General features: G+C 48.0%; 10 protein-coding genes. 2 read left to right on the top strand and 8 right to left on the bottom strand.

Annotation, left to right across the window (positions count from 1 at the left end; all coding sequences use genetic code 11):
- Positions 1 to 259: 259 nt before the first annotated feature.
- Both MKY19_RS15115 and MKY19_RS15110 read left to right on the top strand, forming a co-directional pair.
- Positions 260 to 1,543: a response regulator gene (locus MKY19_RS15115; RefSeq protein ID WP_339795763.1), complete on the top strand. Its 1,284-nt coding sequence runs from the start codon at positions 260 to 262 to the stop codon at positions 1,541 to 1,543.
- A complete protein-coding gene (locus tag MKY19_RS15110; protein WP_339795761.1) occupies positions 1,524 to 3,302 on the top strand; it encodes a sensor histidine kinase in 1,779 nt (592 codons plus the stop codon). Before MKY19_RS15115 ends, MKY19_RS15110 begins: the two co-directional genes overlap by 20 nt.
- A 151-nt stretch (positions 3,303 to 3,453) precedes the next feature.
- On the opposite strand, the gene MKY19_RS15105 is transcribed toward MKY19_RS15110, so the two are convergent.
- The 8 genes from MKY19_RS15105 to MKY19_RS15070 all read right to left on the bottom strand — a co-directional run bounded on the left by MKY19_RS15105 (position 3,454) and on the right by MKY19_RS15070 (position 15,962).
- Positions 3,454 to 3,702 carry a hypothetical protein gene (locus MKY19_RS15105; RefSeq protein ID WP_042188352.1) on the bottom strand — a complete coding sequence of 83 codons (249 nt, stop codon included), beginning with the start codon at positions 3,700 to 3,702 and terminating at the stop codon, positions 3,454 to 3,456.
- A 208-nt stretch (positions 3,703 to 3,910) separates the two neighbouring features.
- Entirely contained in the window at positions 3,911 to 4,939 is a 1,029-nt protein-coding gene (locus MKY19_RS15100) for a hypothetical protein (protein WP_339795759.1), read from the bottom strand.
- A gap of 63 nt (positions 4,940 to 5,002) precedes the next feature.
- Positions 5,003 to 7,450, bottom strand: a complete 2,448-nt coding sequence (locus MKY19_RS15095) for an alpha-L-rhamnosidase N-terminal domain-containing protein (RefSeq protein ID WP_339795758.1) — start codon at positions 7,448 to 7,450, stop codon at positions 5,003 to 5,005.
- A gap of 99 nt (positions 7,451 to 7,549) precedes the next feature.
- On the bottom strand, positions 7,550 to 8,977 hold the full coding sequence (locus MKY19_RS15090; RefSeq protein WP_156113113.1) for an extracellular solute-binding protein: 1,428 nt from the start codon (positions 8,975 to 8,977) through the stop codon (positions 7,550 to 7,552).
- A gap of 141 nt (positions 8,978 to 9,118) precedes the next feature.
- Positions 9,119 to 10,003 carry a carbohydrate ABC transporter permease gene (locus tag MKY19_RS15085; RefSeq protein WP_076286758.1) on the bottom strand — a complete coding sequence of 295 codons (885 nt, stop codon included), beginning with the start codon at positions 10,001 to 10,003 and terminating at the stop codon, positions 9,119 to 9,121.
- A gap of 5 nt (positions 10,004 to 10,008) precedes the next feature.
- Complete coding sequence (locus MKY19_RS15080; RefSeq protein ID WP_339795756.1) at positions 10,009 to 10,908, bottom strand: sugar ABC transporter permease; 900 nt, start codon at positions 10,906 to 10,908, stop codon at positions 10,009 to 10,011.
- Positions 10,909 to 11,218: 310 nt separating this feature from the next.
- Positions 11,219 to 13,324 carry a hypothetical protein gene (locus MKY19_RS15075; RefSeq protein ID WP_339795754.1) on the bottom strand — a complete coding sequence of 702 codons (2,106 nt, stop codon included), beginning with the start codon at positions 13,322 to 13,324 and terminating at the stop codon, positions 11,219 to 11,221.
- Entirely contained in the window at positions 13,317 to 15,962 is a 2,646-nt protein-coding gene (locus MKY19_RS15070; protein WP_339795752.1) for a glycoside hydrolase family 2 TIM barrel-domain containing protein, read from the bottom strand. The genes MKY19_RS15075 and MKY19_RS15070 overlap by 8 nt, the downstream gene beginning before the upstream one ends.
- Positions 15,963 to 16,305 lie beyond the last annotated feature (343 nt).

Genomic DNA, 16,305 nt, shown 5'->3' with positions numbered 1-16,305 from the left:
TCCTCCTACAGCGTTCAATTTCGATGTCATGTATTTATAAAAGCGCTTACCGCTCTTTTACGGTTAAAGTCTATCACAGTACATTTTGCAAAAGTTAGGATGGAATCCTATGAAACGGTTTGTTAAGCTGTTGAAATGTTTAGAACTTCGGCGATGCGGACATTTTTGTACTTAGCCACCGGTGAACATACTGCGAAATCGTTTGTGATCCTGACAACTGAGAAATTACCGCTCCTCTAAAGGAGGTTTCATGTTTATAATGACTGTAAGACATATTAGAAACTACTTCGAGGTGAGGCCAATGTTGAAAGCGCTTATAGTAGATGATGAATATCTCGTCCGTATGGGCATCACCCAAACCATAGACTGGGCAGAATACAACGTCGAGATCATAGGAGAAGCCAGCAATGGCGAGGAGGGTTTGGAGCTTGCACTACAGCACCGCCCGGATGTGATTATTACCGATATCCGTATGCCGTATATGAACGGTCTTGAACTTATCGAGAAAATACGGGAGCAGGACATGCTCGTAGGCATTGTCGTACTTAGCGGTTATGACGAATTTCAATATGCGCAGGCTGCATTACGTTATGGTGCCTCCACCTATTTGCTGAAGCCCATTAATATAGAAGAACTCGCAGATACAGTACGAAGCGTTGGCGATGAAATCCTGGGGAAAAAGCAACTCTCCAAGCGATATTCACAGCTTAATGAGGAAATTACCGCGATATCCAAACAATTCTGGCAGGATTTACTGCATGGCCAGCTGCATAGTGAGGAATTCATTACCAGCAAAATAAAGCTTCTGGAGCTGCAATTGGAACAAGGAAAAGCTATGCTGCCGCTGTCCATAGCCTTCCCTGCTGACAATGGTCTTCAAGGAACTGATGTAGGCAAAGCGTTGGAGGATGAAACAGCGGTTATTCTGGAAGCGTATTCTTTTGAACAGCTCTGTCTATTCCGCGATAGTCATCTGGAGTGGGTTATGATTCTCCGAACCGATGAACCTGAGCTTGCCGGTGATTCTGCCCGCAGATTAGGTAAGCAGCTATCGGAATGGAGCCAGCAGCACTTCGGCCAGGCTCTTAGCGTTGGCATCGGCAAACCAACTGAAAAATGGAACGGAATCGTAGATTCATACAAACAGGCTGTGCTTGCTGCGCAGCGTGCCTTGTCTGGTATTGAACGCGTGTTGTACGCTGAGGAAGAGGCCGGAGCTCGATGCCGGCGTGAAATCAGAGACGCCCTCGCTTTTATCCGGGAGCATTATGCTGGGAACATTACCGTGGAGATGGTTGCTGCTGCGGTGTTCGTCAGTCCAACCCATTTAATGCATCTATTCCGCAAAGATTTGAACAAGACGTTCTATGAATGTCTGACGGAATATCGGATTGAAGAAGCCAAACGTATGCTACGCAATCCGATGTACCGGGTCTATGAGGTAGGCAATCAGGTTGGTTTCACCGACTCCAAATACTTTAGCCAGATTTTCAAAAAGATGACGGGCATCCCACCGAGCGAATATGCAAAAACCTATGGTTAAGCTAACGATGGCCAACCGGATGGATTCTTGGATGCGGAAGTTCAAGATCAAAAGTCGGATTGTTGTTGTCCTGTTAGTGGGATTGTCTCTGCATCTGGTGCTGATGCTTGTTATTTTTAACTTCTATTCCTATACCTATCTGCAAAAGGATCTGTATCGCCATGTGGTCCAGACTCAGCGCCAAATTGGGCTCAGTGTGGAGTTGATGGTCGATGACATTCAGATGTTGTTCCTGCGATTTCTGGTGAACAGCGACATTTACCAGATCATTAATAACGATTCCCTGCCGGCAGCAGACAAGGAATTACGGATCGGGGCTATCATCGACGGTATGCTGGCACAGAATGATCTGGTGGGCAATGTAATCATCAACACCAATGATAATATGCTTTATTCTTATCAGTCCAAGGAGCAAATGCTCGAGGTTCCCGAAGCTTTATTCATCAAACGCATTCAAGAGAGCAGCATGCCTGTTGTCGGAGAAATCAAACGAGATGGAGACGGCAATGCCTATATCCCCTTTGGACAGCAATTCCGCAACTTCAATACGGGGCAAAATATAGGGGTCGTCATCATCTATGTCAGAGAAGCAGCCTTGGCAGATCTTTATTCCTCCAGTTTCACTGGCATTGGCTACTCCTTCCTGACTTCCAGCGACCGGATTATATCTCATCCCGACAAACGGCTCTTGGGCAATTTTTTGGAGGAGAACGCCCCTCTTCGTCCGGGTCAGAAAGAAGGCTACCGCACCTGGTCAGATAACGGGAATTCCTATATCATTGCTACTTATCCTTTGAATCCTAGGTTGGAAACGCTTGGCGTTAGCTGGGAGTTCACCAGTGTGATTTCTAGCCACAAGTTGCTGGAGGGAATTGCCAAGGGTAACCGAAATGCCCTTCTTTTCGCCAGTGTTACCTTCATTGTCCTACTGATTCTTTCCTTTTATCTGGCGGCCAAAATCACCCGACCACTACTGAACTTGAAGAAGAAGCTGAGTCTGTTTGGCAAAAAAGACTTAGCAGCTGTCTATGAGCAGCGGGCGCAGGTCGATGAGATTTTCCAGCTAGAGAACAGCTACTATCAGATGGTAGAACGGATCAGCCAATTAATGCTTGAAAAAGATGAGGAAAAAGAGAAGCAGCGCAAGGCGGAGCTGACTGCGCTGCAGTCGCAGATCAATCCTCATTTCCTCTACAACACGTTAGATGCGATTGCCTGGATTGCCCGGCTGAAGAAGCAGCCCGACATTGAGCGGCTGATTTCTTCTCTCGCTACCTTTTTTCGGATTAGCCTGCATAAAGGCGATAAATTCGTTACTGTCGACGAAGAAATCCGTTTGGTGGAGAGTTTTGTGACGGTCGAGCAAATGCGTTTCCCAAATAAATTCGAGATTGAATACGATATTGAGGAACCGCTGCGCAAAGTCCGCATTCTAAAGCTGATTCTTCAGCCAATCGCAGAGAATGCGATCAAGCACGGCATCAGCGAGAAACGTGGCATGGGCAGAATCTGGATTAAAGGCGAGCTGCTGGAGGATGAGATTCGCTTTACAGTGACGGATGATGGAGTCGGCTTTGCCAACGGCGCGACACTTAGCCAAGCTAAGGAAGATGTGCTGTTCCAGAGCGGATATGGGTTGCGAAATGTGGACGAACGGATCAAGCTGGAATACGGTCCTCAATATGGGCTAAGCATCTCCAGCACTCCGGGGCAAGGCACCACGGTTACAATTAGCTTGAAGAAGGAGCTGCCCAATTAACTAAGATTGTTAATGAATGCGGACACTACAAAGAAATCGTTCCTTTTTTGAGAGGTAGGTGGTACTTTCACTTTTCTCACAAAGAACGATTTCTTTTTTTGACGTGTGAGCAGTGTGGGTAGATATTCTGCTCAATGCTGACAATACTGATTTAATAAATAATATCGTGTTGTTCCCCGTCTTTAGGATCGTTAATAACAACCCACTGTTCCTCAACTATGTTTAGTTCCTCATTGCAGAATTCCATTGCTTCTTCTAATGTTTCATAACAATAGTCAGCATTTGCACCCTTATTTTCATGAGTTTCAAATAGAAATAAATAAACACGATACTTTGATTCATAAATCATTACCTTACTTATGTCCCCTATTGGTTCTGTAAGAAGAGCATACATTCTCATATTTTCACCCCATATGTTCTATTGCATTATCTTACCATAACGTTATCCAGCCCAATAGTTGAACAAGCCCCTACGAAGTAGATTCGCTGTGATCGGTTCCCACCCAAGTAGATATAAGCACTGCTAGCCAGTGAACTTTTGCAGATTTATCGGGTAGCCTCAAATTCCAATACTTCATAGATTCTGTCTGCCATTCCGACTGCCAATCTTAGTCTTTCATCGTGGAGTTAATTTTTAAGTACAACTGTTTCAGCGGATTAACAATACTGCCACTAAGCATTGAGATCAGCAACCAGAACACTATAAACACGACGATGTTTAAACCGATCATTAAATACTTAAACGTCCGCAGCTCTGCATTCATGCCGTCTGCAGAGATATAGGTGACAATCCGCTCGTCCGATTCGGGCAGCGGATAGAGCAAAATCAAACCGTCGGCCGTTTCACGCTCCAACAAATCCATAGCACCGCTACTAGAACTATCTTGTTCTTCCGTCATAGCTGGATTATCCTTCTCCGGTGTGGTCAGCGCAGTTCTAATTTCTTGCAGTCGCTTCATGGGCACATCCGCCGCATTCAGCAGCTTTCCGTTACTTGTCAGCAGATAAACTTCATTCTCGCCGTAGATCGTATTCTTGCCTGACAGGTAGAAGCTGTACAGCTTGTCAATCTCAACTTCGAGCGAGAGCAGACCTAAAATTTGCCCCTCCGTATTCTGAATTTTCACCTCAAGCAGCAGACGGTCGCGCAGATCAGAAGGCGCGTTCATCAGATGTTCCCGGTTCAGCACCGTCCAGCGCAAAACCTGTTCCCGATTATCCAGAAATTGTTCCATCCCCGGAACTTTCTTGATCTCTGTAAAGGGGAGAAGCCCGGATACATTGCTCGAGGAGTACGTCCCCCCTGCTTCACCCCAAATATAAATGCCGAGAATGTCACTGCTAGAGGAGCGAATGCCCTCAAGTATAGGAGAAATCGCTCCGTCGTACGCTGGTTTTTTCAACGCATTCTGTACCACCTGATTGTTGGAGATAAGCTTGGAGGTCTCCTCTAGCCAGTTCATGAACAAAAGAGTGTTCTTATGCTGCTGGCCAGTGTATTGAACGGACAACTGCCGCAACATATCCAAGCTTCTATGCTCCATAGTACGGTACAAAATGAAACTCGAAGCGGCAATGTAAACGGTAATAAACAGCACCAGGACAAGGCGGATGTTGCGGCCGAATGATCTGAACATATAACTCCCCATCCCCTCTGGTGTATGAATCAACGAAAACGAAGATCAATTGAAATCAGACTATCAGCTAAAGTGACTAATGTCGATCTCCTTATAAAAAGAACCTGCATCTGTCAAAAGCACTTCAGTATTCGGCAGGATAATTGTAATCGCCGAACCGGCTGGCCAGTTAGCTTCAAAATGGAAGTTTTTATGCTCCGATTCTGAATGGATTTTCCATTTTACATGTATTGGACCCAGACTTGTGCTTACGGTTCCACTGGCCTGTTGCAGTTCTCCGCAATGTGGCTTTATGGTTATTCCCTCTATCCCTTGCCGGACACCCAATATCCCTCTGGTGAACTCAGTGATCGGCAGCGCACTCCAGGAGTGACAGTCACTTCTGGTTCCAACAGAGTCCATTTCTGGGAGTGTAGTGAGGTTCAAATCCAGCTGTTTCATCCAACGAGCCCATAGTCCGAAGGAGCGGTCATACAAACCGCAATGTTCCAACGCGCGAAAAAGATAATAGCTCATCGGCAGCGAAAGTTTAGCCAGTGATGTGTCAGCCATTGTAGCCTCTAGTAGTGCTGCCCCCTCTACAATGTCCACCGTGCCAGCTAAAATCGCCCAGACCTGCGTATGCTGGCTCAGTTGCGTTTCCGCTGTTGCCGCCGGACTGTCGCGGAACATCAAGCTGTTCGATTGGCGACAGCAATCCAGTACCGCAGCGTTGACCGCGGCTTTGCGCTGACGCAATTCAATTGCAATCTGCGTCCACCCGCTGGCGGCAAGCAATTCAGCCGCTTGCTCCAACGCGGCCGCATACATCAAGCTAAGCACGGTTGCAGGTGCATCATCCGTACAATCTGGTGCACCGAGTGGCCATTCTTCCACCCAGTCAAAATAATTCCAATATTGGCGAGGCGTTCTGTCCACCATACCTTGCGGTGTCAGTCGCTGATCGAACCAGTCCAATACGGATAACAGTGGCAGTCGGTACCGATTTATGATAGCCAGATCTCCGAAGGATCTGTAGTGGTCATGAATCATCCCGATCCAATATAAAGAGAAGGAGGGGATGACCTGTGGCAGCACGGAGGGGTAGCGGCTTTGCAACATGCCGTTTGGCAGCTGCGAAGCCCTATAATCTTCCATTGCCCTCCGTGCCAATTGGTCGTCTCCTGATAACAGGTACGTAAATTCCATCATCAGTTTGGTATCCATGGTATATTGCAACTGTTCATAATACGGCGTATCCTCGTAGGTCTCATGCATGCAGCGTTGTAGTGTTCGGACACTCAGCTCCCAGAGCTGGTTATATCGTTCATCGTTGCAATGAAAGCTTCCTTCCGGCAGCAAAGGATATCCGGTCTCCCGATAACTGAAGCCGGATATCGTCAAAGGCTCAGCTCCAGTATTCACCTCCAGCCGGACATACCGGAAAGTACGAAACCAGAATGGCTCATAGCATTCCATCTGCACCGAGGTGCCATAACCGGCTGGATAGTAGCTGTCATAACCGCCTCTTAACACATGCTCCTGCATATCATCGCGGACAGCTTTGCGGCGGATCTCGTCATCCCCAGTCTCTTCTTCGTAGCACTCGGCGTACAGGAGGGTGATCCGGCTACCTTCCCCCCCAAGAAGCTTAAGCTGCGGATAAGCTGTGATTAGCTCACCTGCATCCAACTCCAGCCAGAGTTGCTGTCCCGCTTCCACGTGTATTCCTGCTAATGGCAGGGCAACCTCACTAGCTTCATTCCGCAGCTCCAGACAATGCCCTTTTTCAAATAGGGCATCTCCTTCACCACTGCTGCTCCGCATCAGCTTCAGGAAGAGCTGCTCCCGCTCATACAGCAGCGGAATCGAACGTTTGTCCAGTTGCCATGGGGCCAATTGGCCATAATCATCCCGCACCGGCTGTACAATCCTTGCGGCTAACCAGGGGCTGTCGTCATATTCCGGCAGCGTCCAATCCAGCAGCGCTACGTCCCCCTCCACCTCTTCCAATCCGCCCATCCAGCGCATAATCGGAAACGGCTGAAGTCGGTAGCTGTGGTCCCTAATGCTTTTCCATGAGGTATCTGTATTCAGTTCCTGCACAAGCTGCCCATTGTTCATAACTTCCGATTCTACAAGCAAGCCGCCTTTTTGCGAACGCCAGATGGATAGAGGTCCGTCTTCCCCCAGCTCAAAGGGAGATGTCCCTGCATAATGAACTACCATAACAGCAATCACATTTATACCTGGTTGCAAAACGTCGTCCAAATTGAACTCCTCATAATAGTGTACATGACCATGACCCTTGCAAGGACCGGCCCATAAACGCTGCCCGTTAACAAAGAGTCTGTAGCGACTGTCAGCAGTAATGGCCAAATTCAGACTGTAGGCCCTCTCGGCTCCAGCTGGCAGCTCAAACATTTTGCGAAAATACACTCGCTCGTGTTGCTGCTCCCAACTTTCTGTCCCTTCCTCATCCAAAGGCCAGATCCATCGCGCGCTCCAGCCTCCCCATTCTTTTGCTGCCATATAATGCACCTCTCCTTTATCCCTTAGAGTAGATTTGTCAATCTACGCAGAAACGGCATCGCCGCCCTTCAGAAGGACGACGCCGCCGTTTGACTGTGTTTATTTCACCTTGTCGAGATAATCACGTTGGAATTCTTCAGCAGCCTTAGTCAAAATCTCCAGTGGATCTGCGTTTTTGTCTGTTAGGACGGTTTGCAGTACAATATCCAGCTTCTGGTACAATTCCTGAGCGTTGACCGGCTCTTCTGCCCGCATGCCTTTGCTGCCGTTGTCCATATAATCACGGAACAAATCCAAGTTTACATTGTTGTATTTGTCGAGAATCTTCTGTTCTTCACCAATCCGTTTCTCATCTGTCCAAATCCGCAGGCCGTAAGGGCCTACGATCAGCCCCTGATCACTCAGTGTCTTTTTCTCGATATCCCAACCAGTTAATGCCTCTTCTGAGGACTCCGGTGTGAAGCCGTAGGTTTTTAGCCATTTGAATCCAGCATCAATCTGCTCAGGGGTTACATTAGGCGAGAACATATATAGACCACCGCCGAGCAGAGTTACAGGTTTCCCGATCGGTCCAACTGGAAGGGCGGACATTGCTACATTATCTTTAGACATTTTGGTCTGCTGCTGGATGACTGGAGGCCAGTCATTCATGCCGAAGCTCATAGCGACTTGATCGGTTCCGAACATGCGGAACATGTCATTCGTAACATCCACCAGATTATTGTCCGGCAGGACATCATATTTCCATTTCAAGTCCTTCACATATTGCAGGGCCGCCGCTGCCTCTGGAGAATTGAACACCGCTTGCCATTTTCCATCTACCTGTTTCTCGAATTCCGCGCCGTAAGCCCAAGCAATGTTCATGAACATCCAGCCGCCCTGGCCGCTTTTGGTTGGCAGGAATATTCCCGCCTTACCGGTCTTTTGCTTGATGATCTGCGCAGTTTGTGCCAGCTCTTCATATGTTTTAGGGAACTTTGGTATGCCCTTATCGTCCAGCAGTCCAGCTTCCTTGAAGAGATTCATATTGTACAGCATCCCCATCACGTAGCCGTCCTTCGGAATCCCGTAATATTTGCCGTCCTTGGTCACCATCTTCAGCAGATCTGGATTGATCGCTTTGTCATAGCCATATTTTTTCATCGTATCCGTGATATCTGCCGCGTAATTTGCCTTAATGATTTTGCTAGTTTCTGTAAAAAAGGTTTCGTACACCGTAGGAAGCTGACCGCTAGCCGCTTTAGGCAAGAAAGAGCTGACATCATAACCCCATTCATCCTTGTCCACAATGATATCTGGATAATTAGCTTTCATCTTCGCCATGAGTTGTTCATACTGAGCAATTTTGGCTTCCTCATTCGGCTTCGGCCAGTTGCTGACCTTGATCGTCACCTGTTTGTTGCTCGCTTCCTCCGTATTCCCTCCGGCGTTCTCTTCTTTGGAGCCTCCGCAGCCAGCCAGACCGGCCGTAAGAAGCAGCGTTAGCGCCAGTGTAGCTGTAATTTTTTTGGTGTGTTCGATTCTCAATGTAATTCCCCCTAGTCTTATTGTTAAAGCATTCTTCACAACATGTAAAGCGCTTTCTTTTAAATCTGAAATCATCTTACCACGCACCTTCTACAGCACCCTACGGGGCAAAACTGTGAAATGGTTTGTGATCGGGTGATGTTACCCTTTAATGCTGCCGCCCATGGATTGTCCGTTCATAATGTACTTTTGGAAAAAAACAAACAGAATAATCGGCGGCAGAATCGCAAACGTCAGCGCAATAAACTGAATGTCCTGTGGCAAAGTCGCTTTCAGATTATAGATGGCCACAATGACCGACCAGGTCGATTTATCCTTCAGCACCATAAAAGGCCAGAAGAAGTCCTGCCAGACACTGTTCATCGTTAGTATTGTAATTGTGGCCATAACTGGTCCGCTAAGCGGGAGGATTATCCTGATAAAAATGCCGATGGTGCTCGCTCCGTCAATTTTGGCCGCTTCCAGCAGCGCCAGTGGGATGGTATCAAAAAAGTTCTTGAAGATCAGAATTACCACTGGATTCACGGCAGCCATAAACCACATCGGCCAGTAGGTATTGGTCAGATTCAAGTGCAGCAGTGGAAAATCAATCAGGTTTTTGAACAGCGGCACCATACCGACTGTATTCGGAACCATCATGGTCCACACGATCAGAGCAAACAGCAGTGCACTCCCTCGAGGCTTCAGCTTAGAAAAAAAATATCCTGCCAGCCCGTTAAACGTAAGACAGAACAGTACAGAACCGACAGCTAAGTAAGCCGTATTCAGATAGTAACTGAGAAAGTTAAATTCCTGCCAGGTCTCCCATAGCTTGCTTACATTGAATGAGCGAGGAATCAGGGTAGGCGGGATCGCATAAAACTCTTTGATGTCTTTAAGACTCGAAACCATAATCCAGACCGGAGGCAGAATACAGACGGCGGCAAGCACAATCATCAGAATGAACATGCACCAGTACAGCACGCGCACCCAAGGTGATCTATATTCTATATTGCCGATAATACCAAATGCTTCTTTTGTTTTCATAGCTTCTACTCCCTGTTCAATTTCTTATCCAGCCGGAAATAAATAATAGTTAGCACCATCAGAACAAGAAAAGTAATAACCCCCAGCGCCATGGAATGCCCTGCTTCAAAACTTCGGAACGCATAATAATAACTTTGCAGCATCAACGTCATCGAAGCATTGTTTGGCCCACCCTCGGTCATGACTAGAGGCTCGTTGAAAATCTGGAATACACCGCTAATCTGCAAAATCATCATCAATCCGATCATGCTGGAAATTTGCGGAATGGTGATGCTTTTAAATCTCCGCCATACATTCGCACCGTCGATGGAAGCCGCTTCGTACAGATCATGATTAATGCTTTGCAGACTGGCTAGATAAAGCAGCACCGTTCCCCCGAAATTCCGCCAGGTAATCGTGAAAATAATCAGCATAATCGTCATGTCCGGGTCCTGAAGCCACTGCTGCACCTGGAATCCCAGAGCGCTCAGCATAATATTCAGCACGCCGCCCTTCCCAGGCTCAAACAGAAACATCCATAACATCGAGGCAGCAATGCCGGGAACCATGCTCGGAAAAAAGACCGAAAAGCGGAAAAACGATTTCCCATGCCTGAGCTCATTGATCACAACTGCGACTATAATGGGTACAGCAAAACCGATCAGCAGCGACCAGAACACATACACGAAAGAGTTGGTCAGTGTCTGCTGAAATGCTGAGTTCTGTATCACATCCTTGTAATTCTGGAGTCCGGCAAAGCTTACGGCATTATAACCCTCTGTATTGAAAAATGAGAGCACAATGCCCTTGACCAGCGGCTGCCAGGAAAAAAAGAAAAAGGCAAACAGCGTAGGGACAATTAATATCCAAGATGACCAATCTCTAAATAGACGCCGCACAGGATAACCTTTCTTTTTCTTAGTCATTAAAGGATTTAGTTCAGTGGTTTTTCCAATCATGCTCCTGTCCTTCCTTCCTCCCGAAGCCAAGAATTCACTCCGGTCAGGCGTTGTATAGTTGTTATATTTAAATGATAGCGCTTCCTACAAAACCTCGAAATCCGGTAACCCTGCGAAAGCGTTTGTAAAGCTACTTATTTTGCTGGCAAGCAATCATGCGAGAAATATAAAAGATTGTGTATGGTATGAACCTTATACTTTCTTATATTTCAAAAAAAAAGCGATGTACGCACCGGAATGGTCGTACACCGCTTATGTTCATGGTATGACGTTTTGTTTAGGCCTCACTTAGCCCTGAGCTAATGCATAGGACTGCTGCTTCCGCGCGAAATGCTTCGCTCGCCGGATTGGGCTGCTCCTCCAAAATGCGGAGTACCGCCTGCGGCTCCACGCCGGGCTGCGGCACACGGGATGGAGATACTATGTTCCAGTCCTGTTCACCCTTTAGCCTGTAAGATAACTCATAGAGATAATAACCCGCATGCTGCCCGTCAGCGAGTTGACTTACCCCATCCTGCCACGAGCAGAGTTCAAGAGGATGCTGTTTGTCAGGTAAAACACCGGACGCGAGGGTAATGCACTCATTACGGACTACCTGCTGCTTCTGTTCCCAAGCCTGCTGATCTAGGATTCCCAGCTCTAGGCGGTATTCCATTCCCGGCTCTCCATAGAGAGTCCAAGCCACCGGACTACCCACCGCTACGAACTTCGGTGCCTCCAGAAAAACTGGCTGATGAACCGGAACAAAACGTTCCGTCTGCTCCCACTCGCCCGCAGCTAAACTGCGTCTGCGATAATGCACCGTCCCCGTGAATTCAAGCTCCTGTTCCTGTAGTATAGCTTTTAGACACAGAGCAGCCTGCTCGTAAAGGTCCGTGCAGTTGTTATGCCCGAAGCGGTAGCCGATCTCATGGCGAAGTGGAATGCCGCGACTCCGGACCAAGGCCGCGAAGGTAAAGCTGAATCGACTGAGGGTAAAGGCATCATGCGTGCCATGATTTATCAGTAGCTTAGTGCCGCTCGCTTTAAGACCGTCTAAGAAGAAATCGGATTCCAGTCCGGTCGTTTCCCGCAGACTTGCAGAGTCACCAGCTCCCGTAAGTGTCTGTAGCAGAGTCTCGATACCTGATCTTCCGGTCTGAGGATGCCGCCAGTCCTTCTTCCAGATATCCCGGTAACCGGTGTCCACCTCTGCCACGTGCCAGATCAACGGGCATGCCCCTTCCGCAAACTCACGGGTAAGCCCATTCAGAATTAGCGGAGGTGCATAACACAATGTGTACCGCACCCGGTACGGCAGCCTTAGAGGATTGCCTCCCGCTAGCAACGCGGTCAGCCCACCGCGTGAGCCACCCACGGCCACAACCTGCTCCGCATCACCACCATAGCTATCTTGGCCTCTGGCAATTGCCGCCCCAATGCCGGCGTAAATGGAGCTTTGCAGGGAGCGGCTGCCGATGTAACCTCCACCGTTCCAGAGAACACCAACAACACCTTTGCCAGTGCTGGCTAGAGTCTTTCCGATGATTTCCAGAAATGAGGGACCTACAGTGCTGAAGGTATTTTCATTGGCATCATAATAACCGTTGAATAACAGCGGATAGCCCTTAACACTTTTCGCACTCCAATTGGGCGGCAAAATATAGGACGCAAGGCTATGCTGACCGTTCTTCGTAACTAACAGACTGCCGCTGATGAGCTGAAACACAGGCGCATTGCTTAAAAGAGCCCCATCGTCAGCGGATTCATTACGGTAGACCACCGGATACCCGAAGGTCTTCAGGATACGGTCGCTCAAGGAGATGGCAACTAAATCATCTACTGCATAGAGACTGTAGCGGTCACCAATATAGCGTTCAAATTGCGGGGTTTTAAGTGCTTTATCCCCTTCGTTACTGCCGAACAACTGATAATCTTCGGTATTGTATACATAAGGGCTATCTGGATCGTTACTATAGAGCCGTACATGCTCAGCTACAACCTTCTCTCCAGCTTCGTCCATCCTCAGGGTCCCGATGCCGTCGGTCCCACCATAACGGAAGCCGCCTTTCCCCTCAGCAGCACTGTTATCCCAGTGTGACACTACTGGAAGCGTATTGATCAGTAACGGACTGACCAATACGAACACTCCTTCCTCTGAATTCTGGGTTCCTTCCGCGTTTTCAGCCTCGACTGTATCCTCTCGCAGGGTTGACCAACCGGCTTTGTGATAAGTTAATTCACCGCTCCGCAAGCAGGCCAGCAGTAGTTCTGCATCGTGCATTTTTAAGTAATCGGCCACAGCCCTAGTAACGGGTAGAGCAATGGGCTCAGATCCACCACTCAGAATAAAACGACTTAGCGGAGCGTATTTTTCCGGTACAAAACACAATGATTTACTCATAAATTCCTTCTCCTCCATCTGCTGGTATCGTATCGCCATGTGCTGTCAGAAACGAGCAAAATTTAATTTCTGGCAGACCGTCGGTACTACAGTAATTCTCCCCAGCCAGAAATCCTCCCGACAGTTTTGGTGTGCAAGTAACCGTCACCGTCCTTTTTTCTCCTGGAAAAAGGGTGAGGAACTGTTCTTCTGCTTCCATCCAGTAGCGGTCCCCCTTCTCCTCTGCATGTACATGTAACAGTACTTCACTACCAGTATTATGGAGAGTGAAGTGAGCTTGGTGACTTATCTTTCCTACACCAGTAGGTTGCCATAAGCTTTCCTGACGCACCTGAAGGTTGCCACCTGTGAGATCAAGTGCTGGGGCATAAAGATGTTGGTTAGCGGTAGAGAACACATATAAATTTTGCTGCGATTCTTCTTCAATGTTCCGGAATGACAATCTGACAAAATATAATAGATCCTCAGGCTCAGGAACGCTGAAATTCAACTCCCCAACACAGACAGCACGATCTTTGTCTCCTTCTGCCTCGAAGGTTTGCCGATATAGGCTTCTGCCCGTTGCATCTAGCACTTCTGCATCAACCTTTACCTTGCCTCCATCCACACCATGCACGAATACATTTCCATGAAATCTAGTACCAGGCGTTAAAAGTAGGCTGCGATAATCTAGCGAAGCATGCTGCGGACGGAAGGCTTGTTTCACCCAGTGGTAGGCCATTTTAGTTTCACCATAATAATCTACAAGATTGGTGCAAGACACATTCGGCCATGGCTCGTTGAACTGCCAGACAATGCTGCCGCTGTTCCGGAATTTGCGGCGACGGTTAGCCTCCAGCACGAAGCGGATTCCTTCTGCCTGCATCCATTGGCTGCAAGCAGAGAACTGCTTCAAATCATTCATGCTACCGAACATTTCTTCTTCACGGCTTAGCGTATCCCACCACTCCCCGTGATGTCTCCATACGGCGCTGTTCTCCATCGAGACAGGCTGCTGGTTGGCTTCATTCAGAAATTTCTCTAGGCTTTTGAGAGAACTCAGACCGTCCACACCAAATTCGCTATGCAGCAGATTATCGTTACTGCCATATAATTCGTAGTGATAGGGGTTGCCCATATACTTCCAGTAGCCATGAACATCATGCCCCTGGCCCTTGGCTTCCGTAATATACTCCACCGGACCAGATGCCGAGGTCGGCAGAAAGAGCCGCTGCGGATCATACTGCTCTACCAGCCCCTTTAGCATCGCCAGATTGGAATCACTGAGGTCTGAAGGCTTGTTTGGTTCACTCATTAATTCATTTCCGCCGCTCCATACCGTTAGTGATACATGATTGCGTTTGTCGCAGAGTGCGGTGCAAGCCGTCTTACGCAGCAGTTCCAGGAACTCTGGCTGCTTGGATGGAATATTATCAATGCCAGAACTCGATTGGATGAACTCCTGCCAGACCATAATGCCGTTTACATCACATAAGTCGTAAAACGCTTTCTTCTCAATGATTCCACCGCCCCATACCCGAACGAGGTTGATATGTGCCGCTTTCATAAGATGGATCATCTGCTGATACTGTTCGACCGTCACATTTCCGTAGAGATGATCCAAGGGTGTCATATTTACCCCTTTTATATAAATCTTGCACCCGTTGATCACAACCGTATAAGGTAGCGCGTTGTCAGGGCTTCCTTCATTAAGGATATAATTAAGTTTGCGGATGCCTGTCTGTAAGCTTCGTGTATCGAGCTCCATATCGTCTTCGTCCATTAGCTTCAACTCAAGGCTGTAGAGCGGTTGTTCTCCGTAACCGTTTGGATACCATAGCTGAGGTTCAGGTATTTCGAGCTCCGTGTTCACAACTTCTCCCGCAAGAACAGAGTACGTCTGAACCAGCAGCGGATTCCCCTTCGGATCAGAACAAGTGATGCTCGCTGTCAGCCTTCCTGTATGTTCAGGACCAGCCATCTGTTTGATGCTTGCCTGAATAGAAATTCGACCAGACACCTGCCCGTCATTTTCACCAAGGTCCGCATCTGTAGTGATCGACACGTCTTGCCAAGAACAATCCCGGTGAACCCTCAGTACCACATCATCCCAGATTCCGACGTTAACTAACCTGGTGGAGAAATCCCATTTATAATTAAAACGGCTCTTCTGCGTAAAGGTGGCCGAAGTTTTGCCGATTTGACCCATTTCATCCGGTGCCTGCTTCAGTAGCACTGAGATTTCCAGACTCTCCCGCTCCGAGAGGAGATCTGTAACATCAAATACAGCAGGCTCGAACATTCCCTTATGTTCACCCAACAGGATATTGTCGGCGTAAACAGCTGCTTCATAGTCTAGCCCCTGAAAGACCAGTTCAACTCGGGATGCCTTCAGCTCAGGATGTTTCAAAGTCGTGCGGTAAACCCACCAACGGTTCTCTACCCATTCACAGCTTAAGCTGTTCAACTCTTCATAAGGATTGCTAATCCAGCCCTGTCTGTAGAGATCATAATGAACTCCACCCGGCACAGTAGCTGGCATCCAGTCTGTAACTCCCATCAATTCCTGCCCTAGCTCCATGCTGGTGCCCTTTAACGGCACCCAAGGCCAGTACCCCTTGACTTCCCACTTTAGATCGTTCAATAATATTTGTTTCATGTCTTCTCCCGTTCCCCCAAATCCTGCTTAATTTGGCGCTGTTCATGACTAAGAACGGCTCTGGCGCCATCGGTTAATGCGCTTACAATTCTATTCATCTAGCTTCATTACCAATGATAGCATCGGGTTATCATTTCCGAAGGCCCCTAACCCTGTGAAATCGTTTGTTAATCTGCGCAGTTGCAGCTAAATACAAACAACCATTCTAGAACCAAGCCGTTTGTAGAACGCGAAAAAGGAGTTCCCTCAAGCCGTGAAAGGCCACTGGGGATCTCCTTTGCTTTTGCTTGGTTTGAGATTCAAGAACTCCTGCAACGACGTAGCACCTATCGGACTGAGATGA

Origin of the sequence: Paenibacillus sp. FSL R5-0744 (assembly GCF_037972555.1) — a bacterium.
Classification (GTDB): domain Bacteria; phylum Bacillota; class Bacilli; order Paenibacillales; family Paenibacillaceae; genus Paenibacillus_AQ.
This window is presented reverse-complemented; position numbering and strand designations above follow the sequence as displayed.